The sequence below is a fragment of the Pseudomonas sp. ok272 genome (genome assembly GCF_900109995.1).
GTDB lineage: Bacteria > Pseudomonadota > Gammaproteobacteria > Pseudomonadales > Pseudomonadaceae > Aquipseudomonas.
In genome coordinates, this window is record NZ_FOCB01000009.1 from 178,869 (window position 1) to 196,632 (window position 17,764).

At 58.3% G+C, this 17,764-nt stretch carries 18 protein-coding genes; 7 read left to right on the plus strand and 11 right to left on the minus strand.

The window, feature by feature from the left end:
* The first annotated feature begins 30 nt into the window (after positions 1 to 30).
* Together BMW74_RS15025 and BMW74_RS15030 are read left to right on the plus strand one after the other, a co-directional pair.
* On the plus strand, positions 31 to 921 hold the full coding sequence (locus BMW74_RS15025; RefSeq protein ID WP_093422177.1) for an ATP-binding protein: 891 nt from the start codon (positions 31 to 33) through the stop codon (positions 919 to 921).
* Entirely contained in the window at positions 918 to 1,400 is a 483-nt protein-coding gene (locus tag BMW74_RS15030) for a GAF domain-containing protein (RefSeq protein ID WP_093422181.1), read from the plus strand. Before BMW74_RS15025 ends, BMW74_RS15030 begins: the two co-directional genes overlap by 4 nt.
* On the opposite strand, the gene BMW74_RS15035 is transcribed toward BMW74_RS15030, so the two are convergent.
* The 8 genes from BMW74_RS15035 to BMW74_RS15070 form a co-directional block, all read right to left on the minus strand.
* A complete protein-coding gene (locus BMW74_RS15035; RefSeq protein WP_093422186.1) occupies positions 1,401 to 4,352 on the minus strand; it encodes an HD domain-containing phosphohydrolase in 2,952 nt (983 codons plus the stop codon).
* A gap of 59 nt (positions 4,353 to 4,411) precedes the next feature.
* A complete protein-coding gene (locus BMW74_RS15040) occupies positions 4,412 to 8,065 on the minus strand; it encodes a transporter substrate-binding domain-containing protein (protein ID WP_093422191.1) in 3,654 nt (1,217 codons plus the stop codon).
* 8 nt (positions 8,066 to 8,073) lie between these two features.
* Positions 8,074 to 8,700, minus strand: coding sequence for a response regulator transcription factor (locus BMW74_RS15045; protein WP_093422443.1), 627 nt, complete (start codon positions 8,698 to 8,700; stop codon positions 8,074 to 8,076).
* A 261-nt stretch (positions 8,701 to 8,961) separates the two neighbouring features.
* Positions 8,962 to 9,372 (minus strand): response regulator, encoded by a 411-nt coding sequence (locus BMW74_RS15050; protein ID WP_093422196.1) that lies wholly within the window; start codon positions 9,370 to 9,372, stop codon positions 8,962 to 8,964.
* 269 nt (positions 9,373 to 9,641) lie between these two features.
* Complete coding sequence (locus BMW74_RS15055; protein ID WP_093422201.1) at positions 9,642 to 10,973, minus strand: deoxyguanosinetriphosphate triphosphohydrolase; 1,332 nt, start codon at positions 10,971 to 10,973, stop codon at positions 9,642 to 9,644.
* A gap of 133 nt (positions 10,974 to 11,106) precedes the next feature.
* The gene (locus tag BMW74_RS15060; RefSeq protein WP_093422205.1) at positions 11,107 to 11,448 is read right to left on the minus strand and encodes a hypothetical protein; all 342 of its coding nucleotides are present in this window, start codon (positions 11,446 to 11,448) and stop codon (positions 11,107 to 11,109) included.
* Positions 11,445 to 11,834 (minus strand): phage holin family protein, encoded by a 390-nt coding sequence (locus tag BMW74_RS15065; protein ID WP_093422210.1) that lies wholly within the window; start codon positions 11,832 to 11,834, stop codon positions 11,445 to 11,447. The genes BMW74_RS15060 and BMW74_RS15065 overlap by 4 nt, the downstream gene beginning before the upstream one ends.
* Before the next feature lies 1 nt (position 11,835).
* Positions 11,836 to 12,150, minus strand: a complete 315-nt coding sequence (locus BMW74_RS15070) for an ElaB/YgaM/YqjD family protein (RefSeq protein WP_093422214.1) — start codon at positions 12,148 to 12,150, stop codon at positions 11,836 to 11,838.
* Between the two features lie 394 nt (positions 12,151 to 12,544).
* Here BMW74_RS15070 and BMW74_RS15075 point away from each other — a divergent pair, with 394 nt between their 5' ends.
* From BMW74_RS15075 to BMW74_RS15085, 3 genes are all read left to right on the plus strand, one after another.
* Entirely contained in the window at positions 12,545 to 12,781 is a 237-nt protein-coding gene (locus tag BMW74_RS15075; protein WP_093422219.1) for a glutaredoxin family protein, read from the plus strand.
* Between the two features lie 238 nt (positions 12,782 to 13,019).
* Positions 13,020 to 13,340: a transcriptional regulator gene (locus tag BMW74_RS15080; protein ID WP_093422224.1), complete on the plus strand. Its 321-nt coding sequence runs from the start codon at positions 13,020 to 13,022 to the stop codon at positions 13,338 to 13,340.
* Positions 13,341 to 13,433: 93 nt separating this feature from the next.
* Complete coding sequence (locus tag BMW74_RS15085) at positions 13,434 to 14,324, plus strand: pseudouridine synthase (RefSeq protein ID WP_093422228.1); 891 nt, start codon at positions 13,434 to 13,436, stop codon at positions 14,322 to 14,324.
* 79 nt (positions 14,325 to 14,403) lie between these two features.
* Here the strand turns inward: BMW74_RS15085 and BMW74_RS15090 are convergent, their stop codons facing one another.
* Both BMW74_RS15090 and mobA read right to left on the minus strand, forming a co-directional pair.
* Positions 14,404 to 14,625: a YgdI/YgdR family lipoprotein gene (locus BMW74_RS15090; RefSeq protein WP_093422232.1), complete on the minus strand. Its 222-nt coding sequence runs from the start codon at positions 14,623 to 14,625 to the stop codon at positions 14,404 to 14,406.
* A 76-nt stretch (positions 14,626 to 14,701) separates the two neighbouring features.
* Positions 14,702 to 15,304 carry a molybdenum cofactor guanylyltransferase MobA gene (gene mobA / locus BMW74_RS15095; protein ID WP_093422236.1) on the minus strand — a complete coding sequence of 201 codons (603 nt, stop codon included), beginning with the start codon at positions 15,302 to 15,304 and terminating at the stop codon, positions 14,702 to 14,704.
* An 80-nt stretch (positions 15,305 to 15,384) separates the two neighbouring features.
* On the opposite strand from mobA, the gene moaB reads away from it, so the two are divergent.
* Entirely contained in the window at positions 15,385 to 15,924 is a 540-nt protein-coding gene (gene moaB, locus BMW74_RS15100) for a molybdenum cofactor biosynthesis protein B (protein ID WP_093422240.1), read from the plus strand.
* 22 nt (positions 15,925 to 15,946) lie between these two features.
* Positions 15,947 to 17,134, plus strand: coding sequence for a molybdopterin molybdotransferase MoeA (gene glp, locus BMW74_RS15105; RefSeq protein ID WP_175479230.1), 1,188 nt, complete (start codon positions 15,947 to 15,949; stop codon positions 17,132 to 17,134).
* Between the two features lie 62 nt (positions 17,135 to 17,196).
* Here glp and BMW74_RS15110 read toward each other — a convergent pair whose 3' ends face one another.
* Complete coding sequence (locus BMW74_RS15110; protein WP_371911755.1) at positions 17,197 to 17,466, minus strand: hypothetical protein; 270 nt, start codon at positions 17,464 to 17,466, stop codon at positions 17,197 to 17,199.
* Positions 17,467 to 17,764: the final 298 nt, after the last annotated feature.

Here is a 17,764-nt window from a genome sequence, read left to right on the forward strand (position 1 = left end):
CATTATTGTGAACGTGCCCGAGGAGAAACCGTGGACTCCCGATTGAATGCTTTTCTTGAGCGCGCCGATGCGGTGCTGGCTCGTATCGAGCCATTGCTGCCAACGCCGCGTACGGCCATCGACTGGACACACTGCCTGGCTGCCCGCTGGCAGCGTGAGGGGCGCAGTGGTTTTCTGCTGCCGCTTGAGGTCAGCCTGGACATGCGTCTTTCGGACCTGATCGGTGTGGACAAGCAGGTGGAGCAGTTGGGGCGAAACACCCAGCAGTTCCTCGATGGCATGCCTGCCAACCATGCGTTGCTGTGGGGTTCGCGTGGCACCGGCAAATCCTCATTGGTGCGTGCCCTGTTGGCTGAGCACGCCCAGGCCGGCTTGCGCCTGATCGAGATTGAGCGCGATCATCTGGCGGACCTGCCACGTGTGGTCGAGCAACTGGCCAAGTTGCCGCAGCGCTTCGTGTTGTTTTGCGATGACCTGTCCTTCGAGTCCGGTGAAGGTGATTATCGGGTCCTCAAGAGCGTACTCGACGGATCGCTGGAGCAGGCGCCGGACAACGTGTTGCTGTATGCCACCTCCAATCGCCGACACCTGGTACCGGAGAAGGAAAGCGATAACGAAAACTGGAAGAGAGTGGACGGCGAACTCCATCCCAACGAAGCCGTCGAGGACAAGATCGCCCTGTCGGATCGATTTGGTCTGTGGCTGTCGTTTTATCCGTTCACCCAGGAGCACTTCCTCAATGTTGTCGAACATTGGGTAGGCGAGCTGGCCCGCAAGGCCGGCCTTGAGTGGGAGCGTAATGAAGCGCTGGATATTCTCGCGGTGCGCTGGGCGACGGGGCGCGGTAACCGCAATGGCCGCTGTGCCTACCAATTCGCCCGCTACTGGGTCGGCCTCCAGTTGTTGGAGAACAAGGCATGATCGATCTGCAAAAGACCGGCGCCGGCCTTGAGGGGTATGGCCTGCTGTGGGCGCAGTTGGAATCGCTGCTGGCCGATGAGCGTGACTTCATTGCCAATGCCGCGCAGTTCTCGGCCTTTTTGTTCCATCAACTCGATGACCTGAACTGGGCTGGCTTCTACCTCAACCGTGACGAAGAGTTGGTGCTCGGGCCTTTCCAGGGACAGATAGCGTGTGTACGTATCGCGTTCGGGCGTGGTGTTTGTGGTGCGGCGGCCGCTACGCGCAGTACCCAGCGGGTCGAGGATGTGCACGCCTTCCCCGGGCATATCGCCTGCGACAGCGCCTCGAACAGCGAGTTGGTGGTGCCGTTGGTCAAGGACGGGCGGCTGATCGGTGTACTCGATCTGGACAGCCCGTCGCTCGCGCGCTTCAGCGCCGACGACCAGGCCGGGATCGAGCGTTTGGTCGAGATCTTCCTGCGATTGACCGACTGCTGATCAACTGCGCAAGCCTGCTTTGGCGAGCAGGCTTGCCGGGTCCACGGCATCGACTTGTTGGGGCTCAAGGTACTGGTCAGCGTACTGTTGATAGATTCGCTCCTTGACGAACAACGCAAACAACTGCGGATCGATGTGCGCATCGCGGCACATAAAGGCCATGATGCCCAGGGCCTCACTCAGGGTCTTGGCTTTCTTATAGGGCCGGTCGGCCGCGGTCAGCGCCTCAAAGATATCGGCAATCGCCATCATCCGCGCCGACAGGCTCATTTCTTCACGCTTGAGGCGTTTCGGATAACCGGTGCCATCCATTTTCTCGTGATGCCCTCCGGCAATTTCCACGACATTGCTCAGGTGGCTGGGGAAGGGCAGGTGACTGAGCATCAGGATGGTCTGGACCATGTGATGATTGATGATGTAGCGCTCTTCACGGGTCAGGGTACCGCGGGGGATGCTCAGGTTGTAGAGTTCGCCGCGGTTGTACTTGTACGGCGGCACGTCGAGCTTGAAGCCTTGGGGATTGTCGTGTGCGATCAGCTCGCTGCTTGCGCGTTCGAACAGGTGCTCGGGTTTATCCGCCAGCAAGGGTTCACTGAACGGTAGGGCAGGCGCAGGCGTACGTGCCTGGCGTCGGTTTTCCTCCCATGACACGCCCAGGCGATCATCCAGCGTTCGGGTCCAGGTGCGCTGGGCGATGCTTTGCAAGCGTTGCAGATCGGTGTCTGCCATGGCCTCGGCGCCCAGGTTGCTGCGCGCAACGAACGCGAAGTCGTCGTCGAGGGCGTTCAGCGTTGCCACGCGTTGCTCACTCAATTGCGGCTCGCTGCCGCCGTTTGCCATGCCTTGCCAGTAGTCGATCCAGGCATCGCGCTTGAGGACTTCGAAGCGGGTCCGGATCTCGTGGATACGGTCGTTGAGTGTTTCCAGCTTGGTGGCTTTGTCGACCACGTACTCCGGGGTGGTCACTTTGCCGCAATCGTGCAGCCAGGCCGCGATGTGCAGCGCTTCCCACTCGTCGTCGCTGGGTTTGTAGCCCATGAACTCGGGGGCCTGGCTTGCGGCGGCGGCTTGGGCCAGCATCAAGGTGAGCGCCGGTACGCGCTGACAATGACCACCGGTATAGGGACTCTTGGCATCGATCGCGCCCGCCAGTAACTGAATGAATGAGTCCATCAATTGCTTTTGCCGGGCCTGCAGGCGCTGGCTTTCGATACTCACGGCCGCTGCGCCGGAAACCGCCTGAATGAAGGCGATTCGATCCGGGCGTAGCTTATCCAGGTCCGCTTCAGCGCCGGAATCAGCCAGGAGCAGGACCAGCACACCGACGGTTTCGTTGTGGCGGTTGTGCAAGCGAATCCCGATCAGGTGAACGCTAGGGCATTTGATTTCCAGCAACACGCGTTGCAGATCGCCCGCCTGCTCGAAGCCAAGGGTGGTCACCAATGAGTTCTGGCTGAGCAGCGACTGGAGCCAGGGATGACTGTGAGGTGCGTCCGGGTCATGGCCCTTGATGTCGAATGCGGCAAGGGCCTGGGGTTGGTCGTCGATGATCAGCCCGTAGGGCTCCAATCGGTTGCCATCGTTGGCGCTGAGGTAGATCAACCCAGCCCGGGCCTGGCCAATCTTCACCGTTTCAAACAGCACCCGTTGCAACAGGGGTTCGAGACGGGTCTGCGCCGAAAGGCTGTCAGTGATTTTGAAGAAGCTGGCCAGGGTGTCTTTCATGCGTGCCATCGAGACACTGAGTTGGTCGACTTCCAGTACGGGGGAACGTCGGGTGACGGGATAGTTGAAGTCGAAGCTACGGATGGCGTCGGCCTCCTGGACTAGGGCCCGCAGGGGCTTGACCAGGACCCTGGAGGTCAACCAGCCCAATGGCAGGCAGAGCAGCAAGGTTGCCAGGGTGATCAACGCACCGTGCCAGCGCATGCGATAGGCGTCGGCCAGGAGTTCCTCTTCGGGAACCATGATGGCCAGTTCCAGGCCCTGTGGCCCGCCCTCCTGAAGGCTGGTGCGGGTAAAAATCCAGGGATGACCGGCAACGCTCAACCGTTTGTCATGGCTGTTGGTGTTGTCGAGCAACGCTGCCAATGCCGGGCTCAGGTCCCGGACTTTGGCCAGGTGTGCGCCCTGGCCAGCGACAATCAACGGGTTACTGTTGGAGTAGGCAATTGCGTTCGCCTGGCCATCGAACAGTACGACTTCGGTGTTGGGGGTCACTTGATGTTCGGCCAGCGTCGCGGACAGTTGGGCCAAGGTCAGGTCGGCGGCGATCACGGTGTTGGGGCTGCCATGGCGGGCGAGGGTGGTGCCGATGTTGTGGGTGGAGAAGAAAATGTAGGGCTCGGTGGTGATCTGGTCGGTGTTGCGGCTTGCCTTGCCGAACCAGGCGCGGATACGCGGGTCGTAAGCCTCGTCGGGGTTTTCCCGGCGTTCGAGCAGGGCCAGCGATGGATCGTAGAACAGTGACTCAGAGCGCACATTCGCACCGGGAACACCACGCTCGATGCTCCAGACTTGATAGGCGGCGCCTTCAGGCGCCTTGAGGGTTTGCTTCAGCGGGTCGTTGCGCAGTGGGCGAACCATGAAAAAATCGCCATTGGCATACCCGACATACAGCGATGCGAGCTCGGGGGTGTCCTTGAGTGCTTGCGTGAAGGGCTTGAGCAACGCCAAGCGCTGCTCAAGGTTGGTGGCCTCTACCGAGGGGCTGCCTACCAACAAGCTCAACAGGTGACGAATGGGCCGGTAGGTGTTTTGCAGGTCAAGGCGCACACCCTGCTCGATACGTTCGAACAGCTTTTCACTGCTGGAGAGGATGATCCGGGTAGTTTGCCGATAATTGAACACGCCCAGCACCACGCCTGTGAGCAGCAGTAGCAAGGTAAACATGACGCTGATGTGCACGTGCAGCGGGAATCGACGTTGGTCCGGGCGCGGTGGGCTGGTCATTGCAGGTGTCTCCATGGTCGGTACGCACGCCACTGCGACCAAGCATAGTTAAGGCAAGATCAGTCTGCCTTGATTCCTCCATCTTTCTGGTGGTGGTGAATATCGAGCTGCCTTTGCAAGGCTTGCTCCAGTGCCTGGATGGCCTGTTGTATCGCATGGCGGCGGGTTTCGAGTTGGTCCTGGGGCAAGCGTTCGTGGCACATCCGCTCCAGTGCTTCGCAGCTGTCCATCAAGCGTGAGGCCGCGACAATGCGCGCTGCGCCCTTGATCTTGTGTGCGAGGTCGATAAAGTCCTGCCGATTGCCGTCCAGCGGTAGCGCCAGTAGCTCCTCAAGGTCCAGGCGATTGCTGTTGAGCAGTTCGGTGAGCAGCCGCTGAGCCAACGTCGGGTCACCTGCGGTCAGTGATCGCAGACTGTCCATGCTGAAGGCCTGGTTACAGGCCAGCGGTTCGAGCGTGCGAAGGTGCTGGCTGAGGGTCGCCAGGCTGATGGGTTTGAACAGGCAGTCGTCCATGCCGGTATCGCGGCATCGCTGTTTTTCTTCAGGTTGGGCGTTGGCGGTGAAGCCCAGTACAGTGCAGGCTGGGCGTTGTTCATCCTGTTCAAGGCGGCGGATGGCCTGGGTGAGTTGGTATCCGTTCATTACAGGCATGTTGCAGTCGGCGATCACCAGGTCGAAGCAGCCGTCTTTCCAGGCATGTAAACCCTCTTCACCGTTGTTGGCCGTCACGCACTGATGTCCCAGGTAGCCCAATTGTTCGCACATCAGCAGACGATTGGCCGGATGGTCATCGACCACCAAGACCTTGAGGGGCGTTTGTGTACCGATGATGTCTGCTTCTGGCGCCTCTTCGCTGACCTGGTCGGGCAGGGCGCTCATCGGTAGGCACACCCGGACTTGCGTGCCGACCCCGAGTTCGCTGGTCAGGTGCAGGCTGCCGCCCATCATCTCGCACAGGTTGCGGCAAATCACCAACCCCAGGCCGGCACCACTTCGGGCCATTTGCCCGCTGTTGTCAGCCTGGGAGAAGGGCTGGAACAAGCGTCGCTGATCGGCTTCGCTAATGCCGACCCCGGTATCGGCGACCTGCAACTGCATTTCCAACTGATCAGGTTCCGCAGCCTGTTGCAGCAACAACGTGACATTGACCTCGCCCTGGGCGGTGAATTTGATCGCATTGCTGATCAGGTTGGACAGAATCTGCTTGAGGCGCAGCGGGTCCGTCAGAACGTCGGGCTGTTCGGCGGCCGCGGGAAACGCCAGGACCAGGCGCAGGTTTTTTTGTCGGGCCAGGCCGTCAAATACTTGCACGACAGCTTCCACCGTCTTGCCCAGGTTGACGCGCTCCGGTACGAGGCTCAAGCGTCCGGATTCGATTCGGGCAATGTCGAGGATGTCACCAATCAGCCCCAGCAGGTCCTTGGCCGAACTGTAGGCCGTTTCGATGGCCGGACGATCGACGTGGTCCCGGTCGGCGCGCTTGAGTGTCAGTTCGAGCATGCCGATCACGGCGTTCATCGGCGTGCGGATTTCATGGCTCATGGTTGCCAGGAAGGTGCTTTTGGCCCGGTTCGCTTCATCCGCTTGTTCTTTGGCGCATCGCAGTTCCTCGAACAATTGGCGCCGCTCACTGATGTCGATCCAGCCACCGATGATGCCCTGGACCTCGCCTGTCGAGTCCCTGTAGGGCAAGACCCAGTGATAGATCGTCAGGTCCTTGCCGCCAATGTGCAGCGATCGATCGACAATCAACGGCGTCCCTTCGGCCATGACGCGTTGGTAGTCTGCCTGGAACTCCTGGGCTTCAAAGGCATTGCTTAGGGTCCCATGCATGACGCCTTTGCCGATTACGTCTTCGCGCCTCGCGCAAAAAGCGGCCAGATAGCTGTCGTTGCAACTGACCAGCAGCCCGTCGCGATCACGGACATAAATGGGATGGGGCGTACCGTTGACCAGCGTGCGCATGAACTCGAACTGGTCATGAAGCGCGCGCTCGGCCTTTTGTCGCTGCTTGATCTGTCGACGCATATGGGTGTTCCAGGCCAGTAGCACCAGCAACATCAGGCTACTGCCCGCGATGACTTGATAAAACAGGCGATGGTAGGTGCGCCAGGCGCTGTTGGCAGCGCCCGTGTAGCCACGCCAGCGGCTATTGATGATGCCCAACTCGTCAGGGGCGATGCTCAGCAGGGCTTTGTCGAGGATTGAGTTCAGCTCCGGGGCGTCGCTCGCCGTTGCCAGCGAAAAGGCGGCTTGCTGAGTGCCCAGGGTTGCGCTGATCTGCAGTTGGTCCTCGAAGGGTTGTGATGAGACAAAGTAGTTGGCGACCACCAGTGAGCTGACGGCCCCCTCGACCTGGCCCTTGGCGAGCAATGCGACGGCGCTGAAGGTATCCGGTGTTTCGACCAGGTGGATCGCGGGGTGCTGATTGCGCAGGTAGTCGAGCAGCGGACTGCCCTGGATGATAGCCAGGCTCTTGCCGTCCAGTTGTTCGAGGCTCAGGGGGTTGGTATCGGTCTTGCGGGTAAGCAGTACGAATGAGTTCTCCAGGTAGGGACGGGTGAAACTCAAGAGTGCCTCGCGCTCGGTGCTGGGCATTATCGCGGCGATCAGGTCAACGCGATGGTCTTGTACTTGCTGGATCATTTCGCGGTCGCTGGTACTGCGTTGAACCTCGAAGCGTAAACCGGTGCGCAGCCTGATCAGTTCCAGAAGATCGGCGGCGATCCCCCTGAACGCTCCGTCGGCATCAAAAAAGGTGAGAGGGGCGAACGTTTCGTTGATCGCAACGCGAACGACGGGATGTTGCGCCAGCCAGCGCTGTTCACGGTCGGTCAATTGCAGCTTGTGATCTGTCAGAAGAATATCGCTGCCGGCACTCCAGCGTTTGGCAATGTTTTCCCGTTCGCTGGTGGGGACCTGCTCAAGCACCGCGTTGAGGATTTGCAGCAGGGGCTGATTGTCTTTCAGTACCGCGAAGCTGAACCCGTGCGCCTCGTGCTTGCCGAAATTGGCCATCCGAACGTTGTTCAGATACCCCTTGTTGATCATGTAGTGGGTTGAAATGGTATCGCCAAGAAAGACGTCGGCCTGGTCGAACGCGACGGCGTTGATGGCGTTCTGGTAAGACGGGTATGAGGTAATGATGGCCTTGGGATAGAGCTTTTCAACTTCATCTCGCGGCAGGTAGTGATAGACCATGCTCAGGCGCATCCCGGCAAGGCCGTCCGTGAGCGAGCGGGTCTCGGCATCCCGCGTGACCAGAACGGGCTGGTCGATGGCATAGGGGGTCGACAGTTCGATGCCCGATTGCCTGGCCTCGAATCCATTGGACGTGCCAAGCAGGTCGATCTGGCCATCCTCCAGCGCCTGCATGGCCGCCTCTCGTGAGAGATAGCGACGGACCTTGATGGGTAAGCCGATGGTATTGCCGAGAATGCCTGCGTAGTCGGCGGTAATCCCCTCGTATTCGCGTCCGTTGGTCATCAAGTCAAAAGGTGGGTAGTCGGGCGCGGATGTCCCCAGGATCAGTTCGCGTTTGCTCTGTATCCATGGGTATTTTGAGGGGTCGAATTGGATCTCCATATGACGGGTCGCCGAGCGACTGAGCAGCGTGTAGTTGGCAACGCCAGTGTCGGCAATCGACACCGGAGTACTCAGGAAAAATCCCGTGCTCAAATACAGTAAATAGTCCTTTAAACGCTTGGGCATCCTGGTTCTCACACTAGCGCGTTTCGTTTTGCCATCTCAATCAGCTCGACCAAGGACTGGGCTTTGAGTTTCTGCATAAGCCGTTTTTTGTAGGTGCTGACGGTCTTGTTGCTGAGAAACATGCCCTTGGCAATTTCCTTGTTGGTTCGACCTTGGGCAAACAGTTGTAAAACCATCAGCTCCCGGTCATTCACCGACTTGAAAAGTTCGAGTTCGGCGTATTGCTGGTCATCGCTGTGTACTGGGTTAAGCGCTTGGCTGGGGAAGTAGTTGTAGCCAGACAATACGGCCTTGATCGCACTGACCAGTTCGCTGAGCGCTTCTCGCTTGCAGACATATCCACAGGCACCGGATTGCATGCAGCGGATTCCGAAAAGCGTGGGTGTCTGTGCGGTCAATACCAGTGTTTTGATCGGGGTGCTCATTGCGTTGAAGCGAGAGAGTATTTCCAGCCCGTCAAGTTTTGGGATGCCAATATCGAGGATGATCAAGTCTGGCATACACTCACGAATCATCTGCATTGCGTCGACACCGTTGTCGGATTCACCGACGACTTTGTAACCCTCATGTTCCAGCAACATGCGGACTGCCAAGCGAATGACTGGGTGATCGTCGACAATAAAAACTGAGTTCATAATCAAGTCCCTAACATGCGCAAATAAGGCGAGCACCTTAGCTCAGATAAAGGAAGCGACGTATGAACCGACGGGGTCAAGGGTGCAATATAGGATATTTCCTACAATAAAAAAGGTAAGGTACTACATGTAAACTAGAGATGCGGCAAAGAAGATGGGGTTTACAGCCATCTGTCAGCCGGGGTGCATGCTTTTATCTTGTAGGAGAGTTACGATTTGATGTGGGTTCGTGTGGTCTGTTGTGTCGGTGTTGAATGAGGTTCAATGCTTTTTGTTGTTGTTTGCGTCAGTAGGCGTCAGCAAGTTTAAGAATTCCGATTGTTTCAACGGTTTTGGCAAATAGCCCAGTAGTGGAAGGCGTTGTTCGTGTGCCCGCTGCTTGAGTGTGTCCAGTTCATTCGAGTCAAGGCTGCTCAGCAGAATGGCGTACTGAATCAGCCGTTGGTGACTCGCAATGCCAATCAAGTCGAGGCCGGGAAGATCCGGTAGGCATTGGTCGCACAGTAAAAGCTCAAAGGGAGGGTTCATCTGTATCATTGACTGTAATGCGTTGGCGGCATTGTCGACGGCAGTGACTTGAGTGAAGCCATAACTTTCGAGAAGGTATTGGGTGGCCTTCAACTGAAAGGGGTGGTCCTCCACCAGCATAATGCGCAGGTTATATAGGGTCATTGAGCGTTCCATGCAAGTTAACCAATTTCAGGTTGTGATCGATGCCGTATTGTTGTTGTGGCAGGTAGTATCATTTTTTGTTGCTGGAAATCTTTGGGTCATGACATTCTCGGTGACTCCAAATAGCATAGAACGAATATTTCGTATGTGTATAGAACAAATAGTCAGTTTGCTCTGGGTAAGTTGTAGGGGGATTTCCCAGTATTACAGTTTGTAGGAACTCCGATCAGCCGGCAGTGGACTTCCACAGCGACTGATCGAGGTTGAGGTTACAGGCGTCCCGAGCGGCCAGTCATTTCCAGCGCTATTTCGCTGGCATAGCTGTCAGTCATGCCTGCGATGAAGTCGATCATTCGCAGAAACGAGGCGTGCAGCGAGCCATGGGGGTCAGGCGCACTGTTGCCCAGCAGGTCGAGTATGCGTCGGTTTTTGAACGAAGCAGCCCGTCCGCCATGCTGCTCCAGGGCGGCGCCGCAAAAACTGTTCAATAAAATCTCCAGGGTGGTGTAAGCACCGATTTCGTGGAGGGTTTTACGTTTGTCCTGGAAGATTTTCTTACGCGCCATGTCTTTGGCGTTCAGCACACAGCGTTTGGCCGGACCATGCATATGCTCCACCAGATCACCGTGCAGGGTGCCTGCCAGCAGTGCGTCTTGCTGCTCGACGAATGCGCGTGCGGCGGCGTTGGTCAGGTGCTCGATGGCTTTACCGCGCAGGATGGCCAGCTTGCGGCGCCGAGAGTCGGTGGGCCCCAGTTGACGGTAGGTTTCCGGCAGATCATCGCCCACCAGGTCGAGCAGCAGGGACTCCACTTCGGCGTAGTCCAACAGCTCCATTTCCAGGCCGTCTTCCAAGTCGATCAAGGCATAGCAGATGTCGTCGGCAGCCTCCATCAGGTACACCAGAGGATGTCGAGCCCAGCGTTGCTCGTCCAGTTGCGGCAAGCCAAGTTTATGGGCGATTTGCTCCAGCAGCGGCAGCTCGCTCTGGTAACAGCCGAACTTGTGTTTCTTGTACCCCAGGGAGTCGGCATGGCGCGCGGTCCATGGGTATTTCAGGTATGTGCCCAGCGTTGCGTAGGTTAAGCGCGTGCCACCGTCAAACTGGTGATACTCAAGTTGAGTCAGGACCCGGAAACCTTGGGCGTTGCCCTCGAAATTGAGGAAGTCGTCACGCTCCACCTCACTCATTGCGTCCAGCCAGCCTTTACCCGCCGCTTGTTGGAACCAGTAGCGGATGGCGTCTTCGCCGGAGTGACCAAAAGGGGGGTTGCCAATGTCGTGGGCCAGGCAGGCCGATTGCACCACCATGCCCAGGTCACTGGGTTCGCACCAGTCAGGCAGGGCGCTACGAATGGTTTCACCGACACGCATCCCCAGTGAGCGACCGACGCAACTGACTTCCAGTGAGTGGGTCAGGCGCGTGTGGATATGATCGTTGCTGGAGACCGGATGAACCTGTGTCTTGCGGCCGAGGCGGCGGAAGGCTCCCGAAAAAATGACGCGGTCGTGGTCCTTGTGAAAAGGGCTGCGGCCGAGTTCTTGTGGGCTGTGCACCGGTTTTCCGAGGCGTTCACGATTCAGCAGGGTTTGCCAATCCAAGGCTGGTTTCTCCGTCAGGTGACTGGTGCCCTAGCTTCCCGGTTCATGCCACAGGCTGCAAGTGGAACGACCACCCGGTGTGCCTCTCTCTGGGCAGGCACCAGCCATTGCCGGGAGCCTGCCTGTCGGTGAGTCAGGACTTGTGCGAGCCACCTTGCATCACCAGTTTGATCAGCGGCAACAGCACCGCACCCAGCCTGGCCAGGCGAGAAACGTTGCGCAACCCTCCGCCCTTGGTCCCCTTGCCCGTGAAAAATCCGAGCAAGGTAACCGCCGCGACGCCCCAGAGTGGCGCGTGCTTGATGCCCAGGCCGTCCTGGAAACTCTGGCCAAGCCCGCGTACGCGCTGCAAGGGTTGCAGCAGTTGCCGGGACTCGTGCCGAATCTCCTGGCGATGCATTTCCATGCGCAGGCGGATCAGTGCCTTGCGCATCTCCTGGCGAGAGCTGTTCCTGGGGATTTCAGGCAAGTTCATGGCAGCAGGCGCTCCCTATCGTTGGCCAGCTCTTCGAGGGTGGCGCTGAACGGAGATGATTCATCGAAGATCGCTGCTTTCAAGCGCAAGGCGCAGTACAGCGCTGCCAGCAAATAGAACACACACAGGCCGATGATCCCGGCCAGTCGATAGGTGTCCCACAGTAAAATCAACACCAGCGCTGAAAGCCCCACCAACAGCAACAGGGCGAACACCAGTGCAAGTCCAGCGAACAGCAACAGACTGACGGTGCGCGCTTTTTGCTCTTGCAGTTCAATGCCGAACAATTCGACATGACTATGCAACAACCCCAGAAAAGCGGCGCCTAGGCGTCGCGGTGAGGAAAGGGTGCCTGTTTCCGACGCGTCGGATTCACCAATAGCCATATCAGCGACGCGTGGCCAGCAGGCCGATTAGAAAGCCGATCCCGGCAGCAATGCCCACCGACTGCCAAGGGTTGGCCTCGACGTAGTCTTGCGTGGCGGTGACGGCGGCCTTGCCGCGCTCGCTGAGGGAGTCCTGAGTCAGTTGCAGGGTTTCGCGGGCTCGCAACAGGCTTTCGTGAATCTGACCACGCAGCTCATCGGCTTGATCACCGGCCAGGCTGGCGGTGTGCTCCAGCAAGCGCTCGGTGTCGCTGACCAGGGTCTGAAAGTCTTCCATCAGGATTTCTTGAGCAGTCTTTGCTGTTTTGCGAGCCATGGTGATCTCCATAAGTGGCGTGTGAAGGGTTCGAGTATGAGCATTGCGCGAAGGTTCAGCGCAAGTGGCGGGTGCCGCTTTTGCCGTGTCGCGCTGCGCCAATGGGCTCGGCATCGCCGAAACCGGGCGCGCATGATGAAAACCTTAACCTAAATAATCGAACCCCGCGGGAACATCGAGGCAATGATCGATTTTATTGAGCTTTTTGCGCCCAATCGGCTTGCTGTCAACCGGGTGCGAAAGCGGGGTCCACAGACTGCGCAACGGTCTGCGGCGCTGTTAGGTGTAGTGTTCGTCTATCTGACTGTACGGGGGGCGCGAACGGGCCGCTCCGCTCGACGACCATGGACGAGGGGCCTAAAATGGCCAGCACTTTCTTATCGGTCTGTTCGCCATGCCCCCTGAATGTCAATTGTTCGGCACCCTTGGTTGCCATCTCTGTGAGCTGGTTGAAGCGCAATTGATGCCGTTGGTCGAGCACGGCCTGCTGGTGGAGTTGGTGGATATAGCCGACAGCGAATCGCTGTTCGAAGCCTACAGCTTGCGGATTCCGGTGCTGCGGCGCGTGGATACCGGCGCAGAATTGGGCTGGCCCTTTGACGCCGAACAGATTGTGGCATTCCTGGGCTGACTGTTTCTCGTCTGCCGGCGCGGTAGGTCCGCGCGTCGCGTCGCCGGGTAAATGCATTGGCGTATTCTCGATTATTCGGCTACTGTACGCGCATACAGTATTTCGGGCGGTCGCGATTGCTCTCGCTTCAACGTGCTGCCCTTTCCAGCTCAATCGATACTTAAGCGCCGGTTCTGAGTGGGGCAAGGTTGAGCGACTGCGTCAAAGCGGGCGATATACGAAATCAGAGGGATGCAGCATGGTCAATGTCGAACAGTTGAAAGCCAGCGTGAACAAAATGTCGGCGGAGGTGGTGCGTGAGGCGGTACAGGAATTACGCCTGGACGGGCTGGTGACGGAAGGCAAGACACCGTTCAGCAAGTTGCATTTCAACACCTGCTTTGCCGAGATCGAGGCCCTGTTTCAACGGGCTGGCTATCACCGGCAATTGGATGTCGTCGGTTATCAAGGTCTGTTGTATGCCCTGTACGATCCCGTTCGTTGGGAGGCTGTAGATGTACTGCGTTGGTTGAAGGAGTTCACCGAGGCCGCGGCACTGCGCGAGCCGGTCACTGCGTAGGTGGCTTCGCCGTTGTCAGTATGGAATCTTCGCTAGGTACGCTCAGGCCATTGCTGGATAATGCCTTCCTGCATTAACGGTAAGAGTTTTCGTATGTCCACCTCAGCATTTTGCGCAGCGCAGAACCAGGCGAGCACGCTGTATCTGCCCTCGGGCAACTGGTCCACGGTACTTGATTGCCTGTGTGAACACTTCAGCGCCATCGGTCGCGAGCAGTGGCTGGACCGGATTGCCCGTGGTCGCGTGCTGGACGCTCAAGGGCGTGGGATTGCCGTGGATCTGGCCTACAGGGAAGGATTGCGGATTCATTACTTTCGCGAAGTGCCGGATGAGAAACACATCCCGGTGGTTGAGACAATCCTGTACGCGGATGAGCACTTGGTGGTTGCCGACAAACCCCATTTCCTGCCGGTCACCCCCGCGGGTGAATACGTCGAGCAAACCTTGCTCCGCCGGTTGATTCGTCGTCTGGATAATCCCCACCTGGTGCCTTTGCACCGTATTGACCGACACACCGCCGGACTCGTTCTGTTTTCGGCTAACCCCGCGAGCCGCTCGGCATACCAGTCTTTGTTTCCAACTCGTAAAATCGACAAACACTACGAAGCCATCGCGCGTGCGCTACCCGACTTGTCGTTCCCTCGGGTGCACAAGAGTCGCCTGGTCGATGGCGAACCGTTCTTTCGCATGCAAGAGGGACCTGGTGCGAGCAACACCGAGACAGCCATTGAGGTCGTGGAAACGAGAGCGGATCTCTGGCGTTACGCGCTGTTTCCGGTGACCGGTAAAAAGCACCAATTGCGGGTTCACATGGCGGCACTGGGGGCGGGAATCTGCAATGACCCATTTTATCCCGACGTCGTGAAAGATGCCGTGGACGACTACGCCAATCCATTGAAGCTATTGGCCAAAGGGTTGCGCTTCATTGACCCGTTGAATGGATCGGAGCGGACATTTGAAAGCCAGATCAGCCTGGCCTGGTAGCTGGCCGCTGCCCGGATGTTCTTCCACCCATACATGACAGAGCCCGCGTAATGCGGGCTCTGTCATAGGGCATCAAGACTCACAGGTCTTTAACGGTGCTCACCTGATCCTTGTTGATTTGGGTTCGCTTTCCGTCCAGTTGTTCAAATTCGTAGAAGCCTGTCTTGGAATCAAATTCAGGGGTGTCGACCGACTGGATTTCGCGACCGTCATTCAAGGTGATGACTGCTGGCGATGAGCAACCCGCGAGGGTAGCCAGGCCCAAGGCAAGCGTGAGAGTAGCGAGGGTCCGTTGAGTCATGAGGGATCTCCAGAGATTGAATTTGTTGATTGCCGCACTTGAGACGTAAAGCTCAAGTGCAAGTTCCTTGATGCCGTCATTCTGACATGCGGACAGGCTGGCTTAACAGTTCGGGGGTATTCAGGTTGGCCAGGCGAGGGTCGTTCTCCGGGCACTGTAGGGCAATGGCGCCGAGGTTGCGCATGATGCGCCCGGGGCTGCGTTCACCTGCGTGCCACGCGTGTTCGAAAGCATGAGCCAAGCGCAATGGAATCACACTCAGCAACGGCTCCCAGTGGTTCCCCTGGCGCACCATCAAGGGCACTTCGGGATGCTGGCTGGCGGTTTCCCGCATCGAGTCGAGCAGTCCGGCATCAATGCATGGCGCATCACAGGGCAACACCAGTAGGTGAGGGTGCCGGGCGGCTTTCAGGCCGGCGCGGATACCCGCCAATGGCCCGGGGAAATCCCCCTCGTCATCGTGCACCAGTTGATCGGCATAGCGCGTGTATTGTGCCGAATTACGATTGCAGGAAATGATCAGGTCATCAGTCAGTGGACGGGTCTGTGCATGCACGTGAGCAATCAGGGGTTGCCCCTGCCAAATCACCAACCCCTTGTCCTGTCCGCCCATGCGCTGGCCGCGCCCGCCAGCCAGGAGCAGGATGGAGCACGGTGGTAACTGCGTATTCAGGGGCATGTCGCCTCTCCAGGGTGCGGCAAAAAAATCAGGCGCTGTGATATAACACCGGGCTGTTTCTCCTACAACCGGACGAGCCGATGAAAGCCAAGGCTGATGCACCTTTCGTACCCCTGAACATCGCTGTGCTGACCGTCAGTGATACTCGAACCCTGGACACTGATACGTCGGGGCAGGTCTTCGTCGACCGCTTGAATGCGGCCGGACACAGCCTGGCGGCTCGCGTTCTGCTTAAAGATGACCTGTACAAAATCCGTGCGCAAGTTGCGACGTGGATCGCGGACGATGTGGTGCAAGTCGTATTGATCACGGGGGGGACGGGTTTCACCGGGCGTGACAGTACCCCTGAAGCCGTCAGTTGCCTGCTGGACAAACAGGTCGATGGATTCGGCGAGTTGTTCCGACAGATTTCGGTTGCCGACATCGGCACTTCGACCGTGCAGTCCCGCGCATTGGCGGGCTTGTCCAACGCCACGTTGGTCTGCTGTTTGCCAGGCTCCACCAATGCGGTGCGCACCGGTTGGGATGGCATCCTCGCCGAGCAGTTGGATGCGCGGCATCGTCCGTGCAACTTCGTCGCACACTTGAAACAGGCGGCACCTTGTGAATCCCGTGGGTAAGCCGGGCAAGACGGGTAGCTTGATGCCGGTCGAGGTGGCGTTGGCGCGGTTGCTGGAATTGGCCGAAGCGTCATCGATAGTCGAGCGCGAACGGTTGCCGTTGGCGGCGACTCAAGGGCGGGTGCTGGCCAATGACTTGGTATCGACGCTTGATCTTCCACCCTGGCCCAATAGCGCGATGGACGGTTATGCCTTGTGCGTGGCTGATTGGATGGGGGAGCCGCTGGCAGTAAGCCAGAAGATCTATGCCGGGCAAGTTCCGGAGCCATTGGCGCCGGGGACATGTGCGCGCATCTTTACCGGTGCACCGCTTCCGGTGGGTGCCGATTACGTTGAGATGCAGGAAAACACCGAGGTTCAGGCTGATTCTCGGGTGCGTTTTACCGAGCCCATGCGCACCGGACAGAACATACGTCCCCAGGGGCAGGAAGCTACCGCGGGTGAGTTGATCTTGTCTGCCGGCACGCGTCTGGGCCCGATTGAGCAAGGCCTGGCGGCATCGCTGGGCTGTGCAGAGCTTGAGGTCGTGCGCAAGGTCCGTGTTGCGGTGCTGTCGACCGGAGATGAGTTGGTCGAGCCGGGACAGCCGTTGGGGGCGGGGCAGATCTACAACAGTAATCGAGTGTTGCTGTGCAGTTGGCTGCAGCGTCTGGGCTGTGAAGTGATTGACGCTGGAATTTTACCGGACAATCTGGACGCCACCCGTGCGCGCCTTTCGGCGCTGGACAATGTCGACCTGATCCTTTCAACGGGTGGTGTTTCGGTGGGTGAGGCTGACTTTCTCGGCATCGCGCTACGCGAAGCGGGCGAGCTGGCGTTGTGGAAACTGGCGATAAAACCCGGTAAACCGCTGACCTTCGGCCATTTTCAGGGGGTACCGGTCATTGGCTTGCCGGGCAACCCGGCATCGACACTGGTGACTTTTGCGTTACTGGCACGGCCCTACCTGCTGCGCCGTCAGGGTGTAGAAGACGTGATGCCCATGCAGTTTCAGGTCCCTGCGGGGTTTGTCTGGCCGAAGGCCGGTAATCGTCGCGAGTATTTGCGCGGCCGCCTGGAGCAAGGGCGGGCAATCATCTACAAGAACCAGAGTTCGGGGGTTCTGCGTAGCGCAGCCTGGGCTGAAGGGCTGGTGGAGGTGTTGGAGGAGCGCACCTTGGTTGAGGGCGATTGGGTGAACTTCATTCCGTTGAGCGAGGTTCTGGGTTAGGCCATCAGGCTCGCGATCAATCGATTGATGGGGTCGGGCCTGATCGAATGTGCGTTCGTGGGTCAATTGAGCAACATGACCAACTGATCGAAGCGGCTGTTGGCGATCCAGCCCACAAGCCCGATGATGACCACCACCGTGCCTGTCGAGTAGGCAAGTCGGTACTTGGTCGACCTGGCGTCAAGCCGGACTTTCTCCAGGTCCCTGCGTAGGTTCTTGAGCTGGGATTCCAGCGCGTTGGCACGAGCGGACTTGCAGTCACAAGGGGGCTGGCGATCCTCCATTGGTGGCGCCGTCGAGCCTGCCTGAATTCGTTCATTATGGCTGTGCATGGGCAACATCACCTGTGGTAGTGCGGGCAGAGCGGTTCAAGGCATCGAAGACGGTGTTGTCCATATGCGTACACATCCTTGTGAGTCCCAAGCGATTTCAGAAAATGACAGCCACAAGGTGTACCAATCTCCAATGACCGTCAATTCAGCGCATTCTTCACAACGTGTACGAAAAAACGCGACCTGTGGAAACGGTTGAGCGCTCCGGACCGATTCTTTAATTGGCGTCGTCGCTGTGGCTCTTTCACGCGCGGGTGAGGTCAATAGCTGTCAGGAGTGCTTCGATCAGCCGGGAGAA